We start from the raw sequence: 14,958 nt of genomic DNA, 5'->3' as shown, positions 1-14,958 counted from the left end.
AATGGTGGGCCCGGCCGGATTCGAACCGACGACAACACCGTTATGAGCGGCGCGTTCTAACCGCTGAACTACAGGCCCCCACCGAGGGATGCCGAATGTGCCCAGAACCGGGAGCTTATGCAACCCCGTTCGACAGGGGCCGCCACCAAAATGAAGACGCCAAAATGAAAACAGGGGACCCGAAGGTCCCCCGCTTTTCATACGATCGCAGTCCGTATCGAGCCTGCCTCGGAAACCTCAGGTGTCCAGGAAGCTGCGCAGCTTGCGCGACCGCGACGGGTGCTTCAGCTTGCGCAGCGCCTTCGCCTCGATCTGGCGGATGCGCTCGCGCGTCACGTTGAACTGCTGGCCGACCTCTTCCAGCGTGTGGTCGGTGTTCATGCCGATGCCGAAGCGCATGCGCAGCACACGCTCCTCGCGCGGGGTCAGCGAGGCCAGGACGCGGGTCGTCGTCTCGCGCAGGTTCGCCTGGATGGCGGCGTCGAGCGGCAGGACCGCGTTCTTGTCCTCGATGAAGTCGCCGAGATGCGAATCCTCCTCGTCGCCGATCGGCGTTTCGAGGGAGATCGGCTCCTTGGCGATCTTCAGGACCTTGCGGACCTTCTCCAGCGGCATCATCAGGCGTTCCGCCAGCTCCTCCGGGGTCGGCTCGCGGCCGATCTCGTGCAGCATCTGGCGGCTGGTGCGGACCAGCTTGTTGATCGTCTCGATCATGTGGACCGGGATGCGGATGGTCCGCGCCTGGTCGGCGATCGAGCGGGTGATCGCCTGACGGATCCACCACGTCGCGTAGGTCGAGAACTTGTAGCCGCGCCGGTACTCGAACTTGTCCACCGCCTTCATCAGGCCGATGTTGCCCTCCTGGATCAGGTCCAGGAACTGCAGGCCGCGGTTCGTGTACTTCTTCGCGATGGAGATCACGAGGCGCAGGTTGGCCTCGACCATCTCCTTCTTCGCGCGGCTCGCTTCCTTCTCGCCCTTCTGGACGGTGGAGACGATGCGGCGGAACTCGCTGATCGGCAGCTTGGCCTCATCCGAGATGCTCGACACGCCGTCGCGCGTCTTGCGGATGTCGGCCTCGTATTTGTCGTAGAACTTGCCCCAGGTCTTGGGGTTCAGGCCGCGAATGCGCTCCAGCCAGTTCGGGTCGAGTTCGTGCCCGAAATAGTGGTTCAGGAAGTCCTCGCGCTTCACGCGGCAGTCGGTCGCCATGCGCAGCAGCTTGCCCTCGAAGCCGGTCAGCTTGCGGTTCAGGGCGTAGAGCTGCTCGACAAGCTGCTCGATGCGCTGGTTGTTCAGGCGCACCGTGTTCATCAGCTCGACCATCTCGGTCTTGAGCTTGTCGTATTTCTTGTCCGACTGCTTGGCCACGTCCTCGCCGCGCTGGATGGCCGCGATGCGGCCCTCGTGCAGCTTGTGCAGCTTGTCGTAGGTGGTCTTGATCTTCTCGAAGGTCTCGATGACCTGCGGCTTCAGCGCGGCTTCCATGGCCGACAGGGACAGGCTGTTCTCGCCATCCTCGTCGCCTTCCTCCTCGCTTTCGCCCTCGGGACGCGTCGGACGCTCCTCCTCGGTCTCCTCCGGGGCGGCTTCCACCGTCTCGGCCAGACCTTCGGGGATCTCCTCACCGTCCGGGCCGCCGCCATAGGTGGCGTCCAGGTCGATGATGTCGCGCAGCAGCATTTTCCCTTCCATGAGGGCGTCGTGCCACTCGAGGATGGCGCGGATGGTCAGCGGCGATTCGCAGATCGCCCCGATCATCATCTCGCGACCGGCCTCGATGCGCTTGGCGATGGCGATTTCGCCCTCGCGGGACAGCAGCTCGACCGACCCCATCTCGCGCAGATACATGCGCACGGGGTCGTCGGTGCGGCCGATGTCGTCATCGTCCAGATTGCCGGCGGACCGGCCTTCGCCCTCGCCGTCGGCGTTGGCGTTGCCTTCCGAGTCCTGCTCTTCCGATTCGACGATGTTGATGCCCATCTCGGAGAGCATGGCCATCGTGTCTTCGATCTGCTCGGAAGACGACGTATCCTGCGGCAGGGCAGCGTTCAGCTCGTCATAGGTGACGTAGCCACGCTCCTTGCCGCGGGCGATCATCTTCTTGACGGCAAGACCCATGCCGTCCATGAGCGGGCCGTCGCCGGCCTCGTCCCGGGCTTCGGAAACTTCAACGCTGTTCGCAGCTTTCGTGGCCATGCGATCGATGCCCCCGCATTACCCCATTATAAAAACCCATAGCACGCATCGCAGCGGCCCCCCGCTGTCGATCCGCACCTGCTTAAACCGGTTGTGAACCGTTCCGGACCGTGTCCGGACAGACCCCTTCGGGTCTCATTCCCTCCGGCCCTTCCCTTCCGCACCACGCCCGGCGGCGCTGGCCGCTAGGCATCGTCGAGATCCTCGTCATCCGTCATTCCCATTCCGGACCTGATGACCTCCTGTTGAAGGGCCACGACCCGCGCGAAGTTCGCCTCGCTGTTGTCACGGGCCAAAGCCGCCTCCGCTTCTCTCAAATCGGCCATCACCTGCCTGTGATGCAGGTGATGCCATGTCGGCCACCACCCCCGTTTCGCGTCCAAGGAGGACGCATCCGGGCGTGCAAAGCCGGCATGGACATAGGTCGACTCGCTGAGCAGAGAGCGGACAATGGTATCATAGCCGGCGGAAGACAAGTGGCGACAAAGCGATGCGGCGTCAAGTCCCGAGTCGTTTTCCCGCCGTTCGGCAAGCAATCCGATGACCGCTTGGCGCAATTCCTCCAATTCCCGGTCGGGAAACGGCAGCATGCCCAGCGATTCGCCCAACTCATCAAACAACTCGGGATGATTGATGATCACGGCGAGCAGAACGCGCTCCCGCGCGGCGGCGAGGTTGCCGGGGTTGCGGCGGCGATGGCCGGGCGGCGGCGCCGTGCGCAGGCCCGGCAGGCCCGGCGTGTGCCGACGCGTCTGCTGGCCGAAGCGCCCGCCTCCCTGCCCCCCGCCTTGCCAGGAGCCGCCCGGAACCCAAGGGCCGCGCTCGCTGCGTTGGCGCGGCGGCGGGGCGAAGGCCTCGTCGACGCGGCGGCGCATCTCTGTCCGGTAGAAGACCTGCACGTCACGGTCGGCAATCTGCCCGACCCGCGAGTCCAGCGCGGCCTTCACCGCCGCCTTTGATTCGGGGGTGTCGGTGGGCTTGCCCTCGGTCTCCATGCGCCAGACCGCCTCGGACAGCGGAATCGCCTCCCCCAGCACCTCCTGCATGGCACGGGGACCGTGCAGGCGGATCAGGCTGTCGGGGTCCTCCCCCTCCGGCAGAAAGGCGACGCGGGCGGAATGGCCGGGCGCGAGGTGCGGCAGGATGCGCTCCACCGCGCGCCACGCCGCCCGCCGTCCCGCGTTGTCGCCGTCGAAGCAGAGGAAGGGCACCTTCTCCGCGTCGGGGATCAGCTTCCACAATTCCTGGACCTGCGTCTCGGTCAGGGCGGTGCCGAGCGGGGCCACCGCGCCCTCGAAGCCGGCGCGGACCAGCGCGATGACGTCCATGTAGCCTTCGGCGACGATCACCGGCTTGCCGTCCGCCGCCGCCTGCCGCGCCCGCGACAGACCATACAACAGCGTGCCCTTGTGGAACAGCGGCGTGTCGGCGGTGTTGACGTATTTCGGGCCGTCGCCCTCCAGGATGCGCCCGCCGAAGGCGACCACCCGGCCACGCCGATCGGTCACCGGAAAGATCACCCGGTTGCGGAAGAAGCTGTAGGGCGTGCGCCCGTCCTCCGGCCGCTTCAGCAGGCCGGCGGTCACCATGTCCTCTTCCGAGAAGCCCTGCTTCAGAAGCTGGCTGCGCAGCGCGCCGGAATCGCCGGGGGCGAAGCCCAGGCGGAACCGCGCCATGCCGTCGGTGTCCAGCCCGCGGCGCTGGAAATACTCCAGCCCGGCGCGGCCCGCGGGGGCGTAGAGCTGCTGCTCGAACCAGCGGGCGGCCTGCTCCACCAGATCGTGCAGCGTCTTGCGCCGCTCGTAGCGCTGCTTGTCCTCCTCGGTGGCGCGGGGGACCGGCAGCCCCGCCTCGCCGGCCAGCGCTTCCACCGCCTCCGGGAAGGCGAGGTTGTCGTGGCGCATGACGAAGCCGATGATGTCGCCGTGCGCCCCGCAGCCGAAGCAATGGAAGAAGCCCTTCTGGTCGTTGACATAGAAGGAGGGCGACTTCTCGTTGTGAAAGGGGCACGGCGCCTTGTACTCGCGGCCGGCGCGGATCAGGCGCAGGCGCTTGCCCACCACGTCCGACAGGGCGAGACGGGTGCGAAGCTCCTCCAGGAATTGGGGCGGAAAGGCCATGGGCGGGCGGCCCCCGTGCTAGATCGGAAACCGCACGGTCAGCAGGCCGACAGCTGCTGCTTCACGGTGCCGCTGACCTTGGCGAAGTCCATCTGGCCGGCGTAGCGGGTCTTCAGCTCCGCCATCACCTTGCCCATGTCCTTGATGCAGGTGGCGCCGATCTCGTCCACCACCGTCTTCACGGCGGCAGCCACCTCCTCCTCCGACATCTGCTTGGGCAGGAAGCCCTCGATGATGGTGATCTCCTCGCGCTCCTGCTCGGCCAGCTCCAGGCGGCCGCCCTGCTCGTACAGCTTGATCGACTCGCCGCGCTGCTTGATCATCGTCTGCAGCATGGAGAGGATCTCGGCCTCGTCGATGCCGTCGGTGACGCCGCGCGAGCGCGCCGCGATGTCCCGGTCCTTCAGCGCGGCCAGGATCAGGCGCACGGTCGAGACGGCGCGCTGGTTCTTGGCGAGCATCGCCTGCTTCAAAGCCTCGTTCAGGCGCGTGCGCAGCATTGCGTGTGTCCTTCGTGTTCGTCAGGTCGAAACGATAATGGCCGCTCGGCAGCATCCGCACCGTCCCAGTCCATGGGATGGCGCGGGAGACGCGGCGCGAACCGGCAATATTCCTAAATTTGCGCCGGATTGCCACGTCAATTCCGAAGGGCCGCCTCCCACCCCCCGGCGGCCCCTTCCAGCGGCCAAGCCCCACCGGTGAAGCACGGCGAATATGCAAACGCGCCGCTGGAAATCGGGGTACCAATCGTCATATACGGTTGACCGGCTCACCCGTCCCGACTAATCGATCCAGGCTCAGACACCCGACCGCAAGGAAACGGGATGGCAGGGCACGGACCGACGACGACGCGTGCGCCCAGCGGGGCGGGACGCGGCGCCGACGCTCCGCAAAGCAGGAATATGTGGCCCGCGACGGCTCTTGATAAGGTCTGAAGGATGGCTCAATCGACTCTCCCGGCGGGCGATGCCGGCGCTTACACCGGTGTCCTGGTTCTGGCCGACGGCACCGTCTTCAAGGGCCGAGGCATCGGTGCGGTGGGGGATTCGGTGGGCGAGGTGTGCTTCAACACCTCGATGACCGGTTATCAGGAAATCCTGACCGACCCCAGCTACGCCGGGCAGATCATCACCTTCACTTTCCCGCACATCGGCAACACCGGCGCCAACCCGGAAGATATCGAGACGGTGACCCCCGCCGCGCGCGGCCTGATCCTGCGCGCCGACGTCACCGACCCTTCGAACTGGCGCGCCACCCGCCATCTCGACGACTGGCTGAAGAGCTACGGGCTGATCGGACTGGCCGGGGTGGACACCCGCCGCCTGACCCGCCGCATCCGCGACCTGGGCGCGCCGAACGGCGTCGTCGCCCACGCGCCGGACGGCAAGTTCGACCTCGACGCGCTGGTCGCCAAGGCCAAGGGCTGGCCGGGGCTGGAGGGCATGGATCTCGCCAAGGACGTCTCCTGCCGCCAGACCTACGGCTGGGATGAGGGCGCCTGGACGCTCGGCGCCGGCTACGCCACGCAGGAGAGCCCGCGCTTCCACGTCGTGGCGATCGATTTCGGCGCCAAGCGCAACATCCTGCGCTGCCTCGCCGCGGCCGGCTGCAAGGTCACCGTGGTTCCGGGCACCGCCACCGTCGAGGACGTGATGCGCCACAAGCCGGACGGCGTCTTCCTGTCGAACGGCCCCGGCGACCCCGCGGCCACCGGCGAATACGCCGTGCCGACGATCAAGGGCCTGCTGGACACCGGCCTGCCGATGTTCGGCATCTGCCTGGGCCACCAGATGCTGTCTCTGGCGCTGGGCGCCAAGACGAAGAAGATGCCGCTGGGCCACCGCGGCGCCAACCATCCGGTGAAGGATCTGGCCTCCGGCCGGGTGGAGATCACCAGCCAGAACCACGGTTTCGTGGTGATGGAGGAGACCCTGCCCGCCGACGCCGAGGTGACCCACGTCAGCCTGTTCGATGGCACCAACGAGGGCATCCGGCTGAAGAACAAGCCGGTCTTCTCGGTGCAGTACCACCCGGAAGCCTCGCCCGGTCCGCAGGACAGCCACTATCTGTTCGACCGTTTCGTGGCGCTGATGGACGGCAAGCAGCCGGCCTGACGCCCGGCGAACACACGCGCCGATGACGAGAAGGGAGCCGCTTGCGGCTCCTTTTTCTTTTCATGCACGCGATCCACGCGGGACCTTCGCCCTCCCTGCCTTCTTCGCCAGCGCCAGTCCCAATCGATCGAATGGGTTAGCCGGATTTCCACCCCCTTCGACAAAAACCCTGCTCCGTCAAAGGTGTGTCCTTTGCTGCCGGACTCTGCGATGGTTACGGACCCGTCCATCGCCATGCATACCGGAGCATGACATTCCTTGCCTGTGCACGCTCAGGATGACAACGCACCCGCAGTGAACGACGGCGTGGCGGGGGATGACCAGCCCCAAGCCGGCGGCCTGTCGCTCCGCACCGGGCTGGTGCTGCTGGTCATGGCGGCGTTGCTGCCGATGCTGGGCTTCGCCGGCTGGACGGTCTTCCGCATGGCCGAGACGCAGAGCGCCGCGATCGAGCGATCCGGCCAGGATCTGGCCCGGACGCTGGCCGTCGCCATCGACCGCGAACTTATGGCGATGGAGACGGCGCTCCAGGTTCTGACCACCTCCCCCCACCTGGAAAAGGGCGATCTCGCCGCCTTCCACCGGCAGGCGACCGAGGTGCTTCAGCACAAGGGCAGCCGGCGCGAGGGCGTCCACATCGTGCTGAGCAACGCCCAGGGCCAACAACTGATCAACACGCGCCGCCCGTTCGGCGAACCGCTTCCCCGTGCCGCGGTGACCGGCCTGATCCGGCGGACGGCGGACAGCGGCCAGACCCAGATCTCCGAAATCTTCACGGGCGCCGTCGCCCAGCGCCCCCTGGTCGCCGTCGCGCTGCCGATCACGCGGAACGGACCTTCGGAGCGCGTGCTGACCATGAGCATCCCGACCGAGACGTTCATCGAGGTGCTGCGCCAGCAGGGCCTCCCGGAGGGCTGGATCGCCGCCCTGTGGGACCGGCAGGGCGTCGTCATCACCCGCACCGCCTCGCACGACACCTTCACCGGCACGCCGATTTCGGCGGACGTGTTCCGCCGGACCGCCTCGACCAGTTTCGGCTCCTTCGACATCGTGGCGCGGGACGGCACGCCGCTGTTCAACGCCTTCGCCCGGTCGGAGCTGTCGGGCTGGACCGTCGCCGTCGGGGTCCCGCAGGCGCTGATCGCCGAGCCCATGCGCCGCTCGGTCACGCTGGTGTTATGCGGCGGCGGCATCCTGCTGCTCGTCAGCCTGGCGATGGCGCTGGTGGTCGGGCGGCGCATCGCCGATCCGGTCGCCGCGCTGGCCGGCTCCGCCCTGGCGCTGGGGCGGGACGGCCCGCACGCCGCGCTGATGATGACCGCCCCCGCGCCGATCCGCGAGGTCAACGCGGTGGCCGGCGCGCTGAACCGGGCGGCCCGCCGCCTGCGCGACAGCGAGGCGCAGCAGCGGCTGGTCATGGAGGTGGTCGGGCTGGGCGTCTGGCGCTTCGACATGCGCAGCCGGCGCTTCCACGGCTCGGACCACACCGCGGCCCTCCTGGGCGTGCCGGTGCTCGACGGCGCCTCGGTCGAATCCTGGATTCGCAACGTCGCGGCGGACCACCGCAACGCCATCCGCGCCGCCCTCTTCCGCGACGACCCGTCGAAGGGCGAGCTGGAGGCGGAGTTTCCCGTGGGGTCCCCCGACGGGCAGGTGCGCTGGCTGGCCATGCGCGGGTCCTGCCTGACCGACCCGGACGGCACCACCCGCGCCGTCGGTATTCTGGAGGACGTGACGGAGCGGCGGCGCGCCCACGAGATGCAGCTGGGCGAGCTGGTGGACCGCCACGCCTCCGACCGCCGCCTGTTCGCCGCGATCATCGAAAGCTCCACCGACCTGATCGTCGCGGTGGATCAGGAGCTTCGCTACATCCTGTTCAACGGCGCCTACCAGCGGGAGGTCGAGGCGCTGTACGGCCACCGCCCGGCCATCGGCCAGCGCCTGCTGGAGATGATGGAGCATCTGCCCACCGCGCAGGTCACCACGGAATCCCTGTGGAGCCGCGCGCTGGGCGGAGAGCGCTTCACCATCGTGGAGGAGCTGGGCGACCCCACGTTGCAGCGCAAGCGCTACGAGCTGGCCTTCGGCACCATCCTGGATTCCAGCGGGCGGCGCATCGGCGCCTATCACGTCGCCCGCGACGTCGAGGAGCGGGAGCGCACGGGGCAAGCCCTGCGCGAGATCGAGGAGACGCTGCACCAAGCCCGCAAAATGGAGGCCATCGGCCAGCTCACCGGCGGCATCGCCCACGACTTCAACAACCTGCTCCAGGCCATCGGCACCTCGCTCTACCTGCTGCGCGCCGCGGGGGAAAGCGGTGGAGCCAGCCATCCTCAGGCCCTCGACATGGCGGAGAAGGCGGTGGAGCGGGGCGCCACCCTGACCCAGCATCTCCTGGCCTTCTCCCGCCGGCAGCGGCTGGAGCCCAAGACGGTCGACGTCGGCGCCTTGGTCACCGGCATGGGCGGGCTTCTGGAACGCACGCTGGGTGGGACCACGCGCATCGTGACGGAGACGGACCCCAGCCTGTGGCCGGCGCGGGTCGACCCGAACCAGCTCGAAATGGCCATCCTCAACCTCGCCATCAACGCGCGGGACGCCATGACGGCGGGCGGCACCCTGACCATCCGCACCGGCAATTGCCCGGACGACATGGAGGGACGGCCGCTCGACCTCGCCGCCGGGGACTGCGTGTCCATCGCCGTCGCCGACACCGGCAGCGGGATGAGCGAGGAGACGGCGGCCCGCGCCTTCGAGCCCTTCTTCACGACGAAGGGCGTCGGGCACGGCACCGGCTTGGGCCTGTCGATGGTGCACGGTCTGGCCGCGCAGTCCGGCGGGACGGTGGTCCTGACCACCCGTCTGGGCGCCGGCACGACGGTGACGCTCTATCTGCCGCGGGCCGACGCCGAGGAGGACGCCGCCCCGGACGCCGCGCTTCCCGCCGCCGTCCAGTCCCCGCCCCGCCCCGCCACCATCCTGCTGGTGGAGGACGAGGCGCTGGTTCGCATGGCCACCGCGACGGTTCTGGAACACGCCGGTTTCCGCATCATGGAGGCGTCCAGCGGCCCCGACGCGCTGGACGCCTTCGCCCGCGAACCGGAGGTGGACCTCGTGCTGACCGATTACGCGATGCCCGGCATGACGGGGTTGGAACTGGTGCGGGAGTTGCGCGCCCGGCGCCCCGGCCTGCCGGTCCTGATGGTCACCGGCTATGCGGAGATCCAGCGGGCCTCGGCGCTGGACGGGCTGCCCATCCTGCAAAAGCCCTATCAGGCCGACGAGCTGGTCGCCCGCATCCGCGCCGCCTTGCCTGCGGCGCCTCCCGGCTGACGGCCGCCGCCCACTCGGACGCTTCATGCCGCCGCCCGACCCGTCCCATCCGCCTTGCCCGCTCTGCGGCCGCCCGATGGTGCCCGGCCCCAGCCTGAACGAGCACCACCTGATCCCGCGCACCTACGGCGGACGGGACACCGTGACCATGCACCGCATCTGCCACGCCAAGATCCACGCGGTGCTGAGCGAGGCGGAACTGCGCGACCATTACCACACCATCGCCAGCCTGCGCGCCCACCCGGACATCGCCGCCTTCCTGCGCTGGGTGTCCCGCAAGCCGCCGGAGTTCATCGACCGCCACGCCTCCGGGCGCGGGCGCCATCGGTGACGCGCCGCTCGATAGGTCAGACGCGCCCGAGGTAGCGGTTGATCTCACCGTTGCAGGACTGGCTGATGCGCTCGTACTCGGCCGGGGTGTCGATGCGGGCTTGGCGCGCGTTGCGCTCGCGCCCGAACTCCTCCATCAGCTGGCGCATCGCCGCCTTGATCGGCTGCTCGATCGCCGCCATGACCTGCCGCTCGGAGCGGCCCTGGGCCGGGCGGGCGCGGCCGACCACATCCTCCAACCGGCGCTTCAGGACCGGCACATACTCGCGCAGAAGCTGCTCATCCACCGTGACATGGCGCATCTCGTGGGCCAGGACTTCGCCATGGATGCAACTGCCCTGCGGCAGCTCGCGGGCGACATAGACGGTCCGCTCGTCGTAGCCGAAGGTGACGGTCAAAGTCTGGGCCGCGCCGCAATAGCGGCCCTGCCCCAGCGACGCCGTCATGACGCCGGCCTGCCATTGCTGATTGTACTGGATGGCCGCCAGCCCCAGCGTGTGGGAATTGGCGGTCCGCCCCGCGACGGGCCGCCGCCCCGGCTTCTGGGCCAGCTGCCGGATCGACTGGCTGTAGTCGGTGCGCAGCGGGGCGATCTGCAGATCGAGGACCACGCGGGCCGGCGCGAAGTCCGGACAGGTGGCGACCCCGCCCTGAGCGGTCACGGTCTGTGCGGCCGCGGGCGCGGAAACGCCAAGCCCTCCCCCACCCAGGCAAAGGAGCGTCAGGAGGCCGGCGCGCAGACGCGGTCGAAACGGGCGGAGGGTCATTCCGCCTATGTCGGTGCGGCCCCTGCCAAGGGCAAGGGCCGCAACGTCTCAGCGCTTGCCCGGGTAGAGGAAGCGGGCCTTCAGCGTGCCTTCGATGGCGCGCAGGTCGCTCGCCACCTCGTTCTCGTCCACGTCGCCGTCGACATCCACCACGACGTAGCCCAGCTCCGGGTCGGTCTGGAGATACTGCGCGGCGATGTTCAGGTTGCGGCCCGAGAACACCTCGTTGATCTTGCGCAGCACGCCCGGACGGTTCTCGTGGACGTGCAGGAAGCGGGTGCTGCCGGCGTGGACGACCGGCAGGCCGACCTGCGGGAAGTTCACGGCGCCCATGGTCGAGCCGTTGTCCGAATACTCGATCAGCTTCTGCGACACCTCGGTGCCGATGTTGGCCTGAGCCTCCATCGTCGAGCCGCCGATGTGCGGCGTCAGGATGACGTTGTCGAGCCCGCGCAGCGCGCTCTCGAACACCTCCTTGTCGCCGCCCGGCTCCTTCGGGAACACGTCGATGGCCGCGCCCAGCAGATGCTTGTCCCTCAGGGCGGCGGCCAGCGCCTCGATCACCACGACCTTGCCGCGGGCGGCGTTGATCAGGTGGGCGCCCTTCTTCATGGCGCGGATCTGCGCCTCGCCGATCATGTCGCGGGTCTGCGGCGTGTCGGGGACGTGCAGCGTCACCACGTCGGACACCGCCAGCAGCTCCTCCAGCGAGTGGCAGGGCTGCGCGTTGCCGAGCGCCAGCTTGTTCACGACGTCGTAGTAGCGGACCTTCATGCCCATCGACTCGGCCATGATCGACACCTGCGTGCCGATGTGGCCGTAGCCGACGATGCCCAGCGTCTTGCCGCGGATTTCGTAGCTGTCCTTGGCCGACTTCATCCAGCCGCCGCCGTGCACGAGGGTCGACTTCGAGAAGATGCCGCGCATCAGCATGATGACCTCGCCGATCACCAGCTCCGCCACCGACCGGGTGTTCGAATAGGGCGCGTTGAAGACCGGGATGCCGAGTCGGCGGGCGGCCTTCAGATCGACCTGATTCGTGCCGATGCAGAAGCAGCCGACGCTGAACAGACGGGTCGCGGCCTCCAACACCTTGGCGGTCAGATGGGTGCGCGAGCGGATGCCCAGCATGTGGACGGACCCGATGCGCTCCAGCAGCTCCGATTCGTCCAGCGCGTGCGGCAGACGCTCCACGGTGGCGTAGCCGCCATGCGCCAACTCGTTGATGGCGTTGTCGTGAACGCCTTCGAGCAGCAGGATGTTGATCTTGTCCTTGGAGAGCGAGAGCTTCGTCACGGCCGGAATCCGTCGAAATGAATGGCCCCGCACGCGGCGGGCCGCCAATAATGCGAGCGCGCAAGGTAATGCCAAGCGCCGGCCTTGTCACGCGAGGGATGTTGCGCCGCCGCCGCCATTCCGCATGGCGGGTTGGCGCCGCACGCGGAGCGGGTGTATTCGTGCCACAGGCAAGGCCATGGCTGGGAAGAGCGAGGGAAACACCGGGATGAGCGACGTCACCATCTACCATAACCCGCGCTGCACCAAGTCGCGCCAGACGCTGGAGCTTCTGAGGTCCAGGGGCGTCGAACCCACCGTCGTCGAGTATCTGAAGACCCCGCCCGCCCCGGCCGAGCTGAAGGCCATCCTGGCCAAGCTGGGCAAGGGTCCCCGCGACATCCTGCGCGCCAAGGAGGCGGCGGAGGCCGGGATCGCCAAGGATCTCGACGGCGACGCCCTGATCGACGCATTGTCCGCCAATCCCGCCGCCATCGAGCGGCCCATCGTCGTCACGGGCGACAAGGCCCGCGTGGGCCGTCCGCCGGAAAGCGTTCTGGAGATCCTGTAAGTGACCAAGCCCTCCCTGGACCTCACCCCCGCCGACGCGGCGACCGAGCTGCGCACCGTCCGCGACCTGATCCGCTACGGTGTCAGCCGCTTCAACGAGGCCGACCTGGACTACGGCCACGGCACCACCAACGCCCATGACGAGGCGGTGTTCATGGTGCTGGAAGGGCTGAGCCTGCCCATCGACCAGCTCGACCCCTATGTGGACGCCCGGCTGACCCTGGCGGAGCGCCGCAAGGTCGCCGACCTGCTGCACGCCCGCGTGGAGACGCGCAAGCCGGCCTCCTACCTGCTGAACAAGGCCTACATCCAGGGCATCCCCTTCTATGTGGACGAGCGGGTGATCGTCCCGCGCTCCTACATTGGGGAAATCCTGTTCTCGGACCTGATCGGCGGCGACGACTTCACGCTGGTGGAGGACCCGACGGAGGTCGAGCGGGTGCTCGACCTGTGCACCGGCTCGGGCTGCCTCGCCATCCTGGCCGCGCAGATCTTCCCGGAGGCCCAGGTGGACGCGGTGGACCTGTCCGCCGACGCGCTGGAGGTGGCCAAGCGCAACGTCGCCGACAGCGGGTTCGAGGACCGCATCGCCCTGCACCACGGCGATCTGTTCGCGCCGCTGAAGAACCGCAAGTACGACGTCATCATCACCAACCCGCCCTATGTGGACGCCGAGGCGATGGCCAACCTGCCGCCGGAGTTCCGCCACGAGCCGCAGATGGCCCTGGCGTCGGGCGAGGACGGGCTGGACATCGTGCGCCGCATCCTCAAGGAGGCGCCCAAGCACCTGACGCCGGAAGGCGGCCTGCTCTGCGAGTTCGGCACCGGCCGCGAAATCCTGGAGGCCGAGTATCCGGACCTTGACTTCTTCTGGGTCGAGACCGCCAACAGCTTCGGCGAGGTCTTCTGGCTGACCCGCGACCAGCTGAAGCCGGGCAAGTAACCGGACCGCTGATCAGACCGGGCTCAGACCGGACGCCGGAGCAGAACGCTTCCCCCCTGGTGCGGCAGCCGCTCGTGCCAGGGGATGTCGGCGCGGCCGATCTCGGCGAAGCCTTCCTTGGCATAGAGTTGGCGGGCGTCGGCGTTGTCGGCCCAGACATGCAGCGTCACCCGGTCGAACCGGCCGCGGCGCGCCCGTTCATAGACCCAGGCGAGAAGCCGGGAGGCGATGCCGCGCCGGCGCCACGCCGGATCGACGGCCAGCGCCGACAGGAAGTAGCTGCCCCAGTCGTGCACCCGGTTGAAATCCTCCATGTGGGCCAGCCGGTCGACGGGCAGCCCGGTGTAGTCCTGGGTCTTGATCCAGTCCACGGGATAGGCGTGGACGATCCCGACGATGCGTCCCGCCGCCTCCGCCACGCCCGAATGGCGGTGGGAAAAGGACCCAGACGTGCCCGCGAGACCCGGCACCAGCATCTCCGCCGCCGTCTGGCCAGGCACCAGCCCGTCGAGCAGGAACTCGTAAATGCCGCCGCCGGCCATGTCGATGAGCCGCGCCAGCTCTGGCGCGTCGTCCGGCTCGGCCGGGCGGATGTGGATGCCGTTGTCGTTCATGGCTTCGCGTGTCCTGTTGATAGCGTAATTCCCCTCTCCCGTCCCGGGAGAGGGTGCCCGCGACAGCGGGTGGGTGAGGGTCGAACAAGGATCAAGGCGGTGATCCTGGGCAATACCCTCACCCTTCCCCCGCCTGCGGCGCGGGCCCCTTCCCTCCCCCGGGGCGGGAGAGGGAATTTCCCGACTCCATTGACCGTGGCCGCCCATCGCCCTATCCTGACGCCCATGATGGACCGTCCCCTTACCCTGGGTCTGCGAATTAGCAGCCCGGTTCTCCTGTGAGAGCCGGGGTTTTCGCACGTCTGCAGGTCTGACCCTGCACTCATCGACTCAAGAGCAAGGTAAGAGTGATCCATGTCCACCGTCACGCTGGCGGCGCCCGCTGCCGAATCCCGTCCGACCGATCCGAACCGCCTCGTCCGCTTCGCCGTGCAGGCCGATGCCGATCCCGGCACCCTGCCCCGCGTGCTGGAGCTGTTCGCCAAGCGCGGCCTCGTCCCGCTGTCGCTGAACAGCCGCCTGCTGGGCGAGACGCTGACCGTGGAGGTCGAAATGACCGGCATGGTTGCCGCGGAATCGAACCATGTCGGCAATTGCCTGCGCCAGATCCCGATGGTCCTGACGGTCGCCGTGACCGAACGGACCGTGCCGCTGGACCTGCCCGCCGCCGCCGAGTGACGGCGACGGCGGGCG

Annotated in this window: 12 protein-coding genes and 1 tRNA gene; 6 read left to right on the top strand and 7 right to left on the bottom strand. The window is 68.3% G+C overall.

Annotated features, from left to right (window positions below; translation table 11 throughout):
- Nucleotides 1–2 precede the first annotated feature (2 nt).
- The 4 genes from ABAZ39_RS04135 to ABAZ39_RS04120 form a co-directional block, all read right to left on the bottom strand.
- Nucleotides 3–78: transfer RNA gene (locus ABAZ39_RS04135), tRNA-Ile, on the bottom strand.
- 159 nt (nucleotides 79–237) lie between these two features.
- Entirely contained in the window at nucleotides 238–2,199 is a 1,962-nt protein-coding gene (rpoD, locus tag ABAZ39_RS04130; RefSeq protein WP_038526969.1) for an RNA polymerase sigma factor RpoD, read from the bottom strand.
- Between the two features lie 185 nt (nucleotides 2,200–2,384).
- The gene (gene dnaG / locus ABAZ39_RS04125) at nucleotides 2,385–4,319 is read right to left on the bottom strand and encodes a DNA primase (RefSeq protein WP_038526966.1); all 1,935 of its coding nucleotides are present in this window, start codon (nucleotides 4,317–4,319) and stop codon (nucleotides 2,385–2,387) included.
- Between the two features lie 38 nt (nucleotides 4,320–4,357).
- On the bottom strand, nucleotides 4,358–4,819 hold the full coding sequence (locus ABAZ39_RS04120) for a GatB/YqeY domain-containing protein (RefSeq protein WP_014240919.1): 462 nt from the start codon (nucleotides 4,817–4,819) through the stop codon (nucleotides 4,358–4,360).
- 438 nt (nucleotides 4,820–5,257) lie between these two features.
- On the opposite strand from ABAZ39_RS04120, the gene carA reads away from it, so the two are divergent.
- The 3 genes from carA (at nucleotide 5,258) to ABAZ39_RS04105 (ending at nucleotide 10,097) form a co-directional block, all read left to right on the top strand.
- Complete coding sequence (gene carA, locus ABAZ39_RS04115; RefSeq protein WP_038526963.1) at nucleotides 5,258–6,433, top strand: glutamine-hydrolyzing carbamoyl-phosphate synthase small subunit; 1,176 nt, start codon at nucleotides 5,258–5,260, stop codon at nucleotides 6,431–6,433.
- Nucleotides 6,434–6,727: 294 nt separating this feature from the next.
- Complete coding sequence (locus ABAZ39_RS32820) at nucleotides 6,728–9,766, top strand: response regulator (protein WP_051657792.1); 3,039 nt, start codon at nucleotides 6,728–6,730, stop codon at nucleotides 9,764–9,766.
- 25 nt (nucleotides 9,767–9,791) lie between these two features.
- Nucleotides 9,792–10,097, top strand: coding sequence for a restriction endonuclease (locus ABAZ39_RS04105; RefSeq protein WP_051657791.1), 306 nt, complete (start codon nucleotides 9,792–9,794; stop codon nucleotides 10,095–10,097).
- 16 nt (nucleotides 10,098–10,113) lie between these two features.
- Here the strand turns inward: ABAZ39_RS04105 and ABAZ39_RS04100 are convergent, their stop codons facing one another.
- Complete coding sequence (locus tag ABAZ39_RS04100; RefSeq protein WP_081862873.1) at nucleotides 10,114–10,758, bottom strand: hypothetical protein; 645 nt, start codon at nucleotides 10,756–10,758, stop codon at nucleotides 10,114–10,116.
- Between the two features lie 153 nt (nucleotides 10,759–10,911).
- Nucleotides 10,912–12,159, bottom strand: coding sequence for a phosphoglycerate dehydrogenase (serA, locus tag ABAZ39_RS04095; protein WP_038526960.1), 1,248 nt, complete (start codon nucleotides 12,157–12,159; stop codon nucleotides 10,912–10,914).
- Between the two features lie 208 nt (nucleotides 12,160–12,367).
- On the opposite strand from serA, the gene arsC reads away from it, so the two are divergent.
- Entirely contained in the window at nucleotides 12,368–12,709 is a 342-nt protein-coding gene (arsC, locus tag ABAZ39_RS04090; protein ID WP_038526958.1) for an arsenate reductase (glutaredoxin), read from the top strand.
- Nucleotides 12,710–13,651 carry a 50S ribosomal protein L3 N(5)-glutamine methyltransferase gene (prmB, locus tag ABAZ39_RS04085; RefSeq protein WP_051657790.1) on the top strand — a complete coding sequence of 314 codons (942 nt, stop codon included), beginning with the start codon at nucleotides 12,710–12,712 and terminating at the stop codon, nucleotides 13,649–13,651.
- Between the two features lie 23 nt (nucleotides 13,652–13,674).
- On the opposite strand, the gene ABAZ39_RS04080 is transcribed toward prmB, so the two are convergent.
- Nucleotides 13,675–14,265, bottom strand: a complete 591-nt coding sequence (locus tag ABAZ39_RS04080; protein WP_038526955.1) for a GNAT family N-acetyltransferase — start codon at nucleotides 14,263–14,265, stop codon at nucleotides 13,675–13,677.
- 354 nt (nucleotides 14,266–14,619) lie between these two features.
- On the opposite strand from ABAZ39_RS04080, the gene ABAZ39_RS04075 reads away from it, so the two are divergent.
- The gene (locus ABAZ39_RS04075) at nucleotides 14,620–14,943 is read left to right on the top strand and encodes an ACT-like domain-containing protein (RefSeq protein ID WP_038526953.1); all 324 of its coding nucleotides are present in this window, start codon (nucleotides 14,620–14,622) and stop codon (nucleotides 14,941–14,943) included.
- Nucleotides 14,944–14,958: the final 15 nt, after the last annotated feature.

This window comes from Azospirillum argentinense (assembly GCF_000632475.1).
In the GTDB taxonomy this organism is placed as follows: Bacteria; Pseudomonadota; Alphaproteobacteria; order Azospirillales; family Azospirillaceae; genus Azospirillum; species Azospirillum baldaniorum.
This window is presented reverse-complemented; position numbering and strand designations above follow the sequence as displayed.

What these genes read in the sequence shown, in the direction of transcription:
- carA (WP_038526963.1), top strand. Translation starts at nt 5,258, where the DNA reads ATGGCTCAATCGACTCTCCCGGCGGGCGATGCCGGCGCTTACACCGGT.
- ABAZ39_RS04120 (WP_014240919.1), bottom strand. Translation starts at nt 4,819, where the DNA reads ATGCTGCGCACGCGCCTGAACGAGGCTTTGAAGCAGGCGATGCTCGCC.
- ABAZ39_RS04075 (WP_038526953.1), top strand. Translation starts at nt 14,620, where the DNA reads ATGTCCACCGTCACGCTGGCGGCGCCCGCTGCCGAATCCCGTCCGACC.
- ABAZ39_RS04080 (WP_038526955.1), bottom strand. Translation starts at nt 14,265, where the DNA reads ATGAACGACAACGGCATCCACATCCGCCCGGCCGAGCCGGACGACGCG.
- rpoD (WP_038526969.1), bottom strand. Translation starts at nt 2,199, where the DNA reads ATGGCCACGAAAGCTGCGAACAGCGTTGAAGTTTCCGAAGCCCGGGAC.
- arsC (WP_038526958.1), top strand. Translation starts at nt 12,368, where the DNA reads ATGAGCGACGTCACCATCTACCATAACCCGCGCTGCACCAAGTCGCGC.
- dnaG (WP_038526966.1), bottom strand. Translation starts at nt 4,319, where the DNA reads ATGGCCTTTCCGCCCCAATTCCTGGAGGAGCTTCGCACCCGTCTCGCC.
- ABAZ39_RS04105 (WP_051657791.1), top strand. Translation starts at nt 9,792, where the DNA reads ATGCCGCCGCCCGACCCGTCCCATCCGCCTTGCCCGCTCTGCGGCCGC.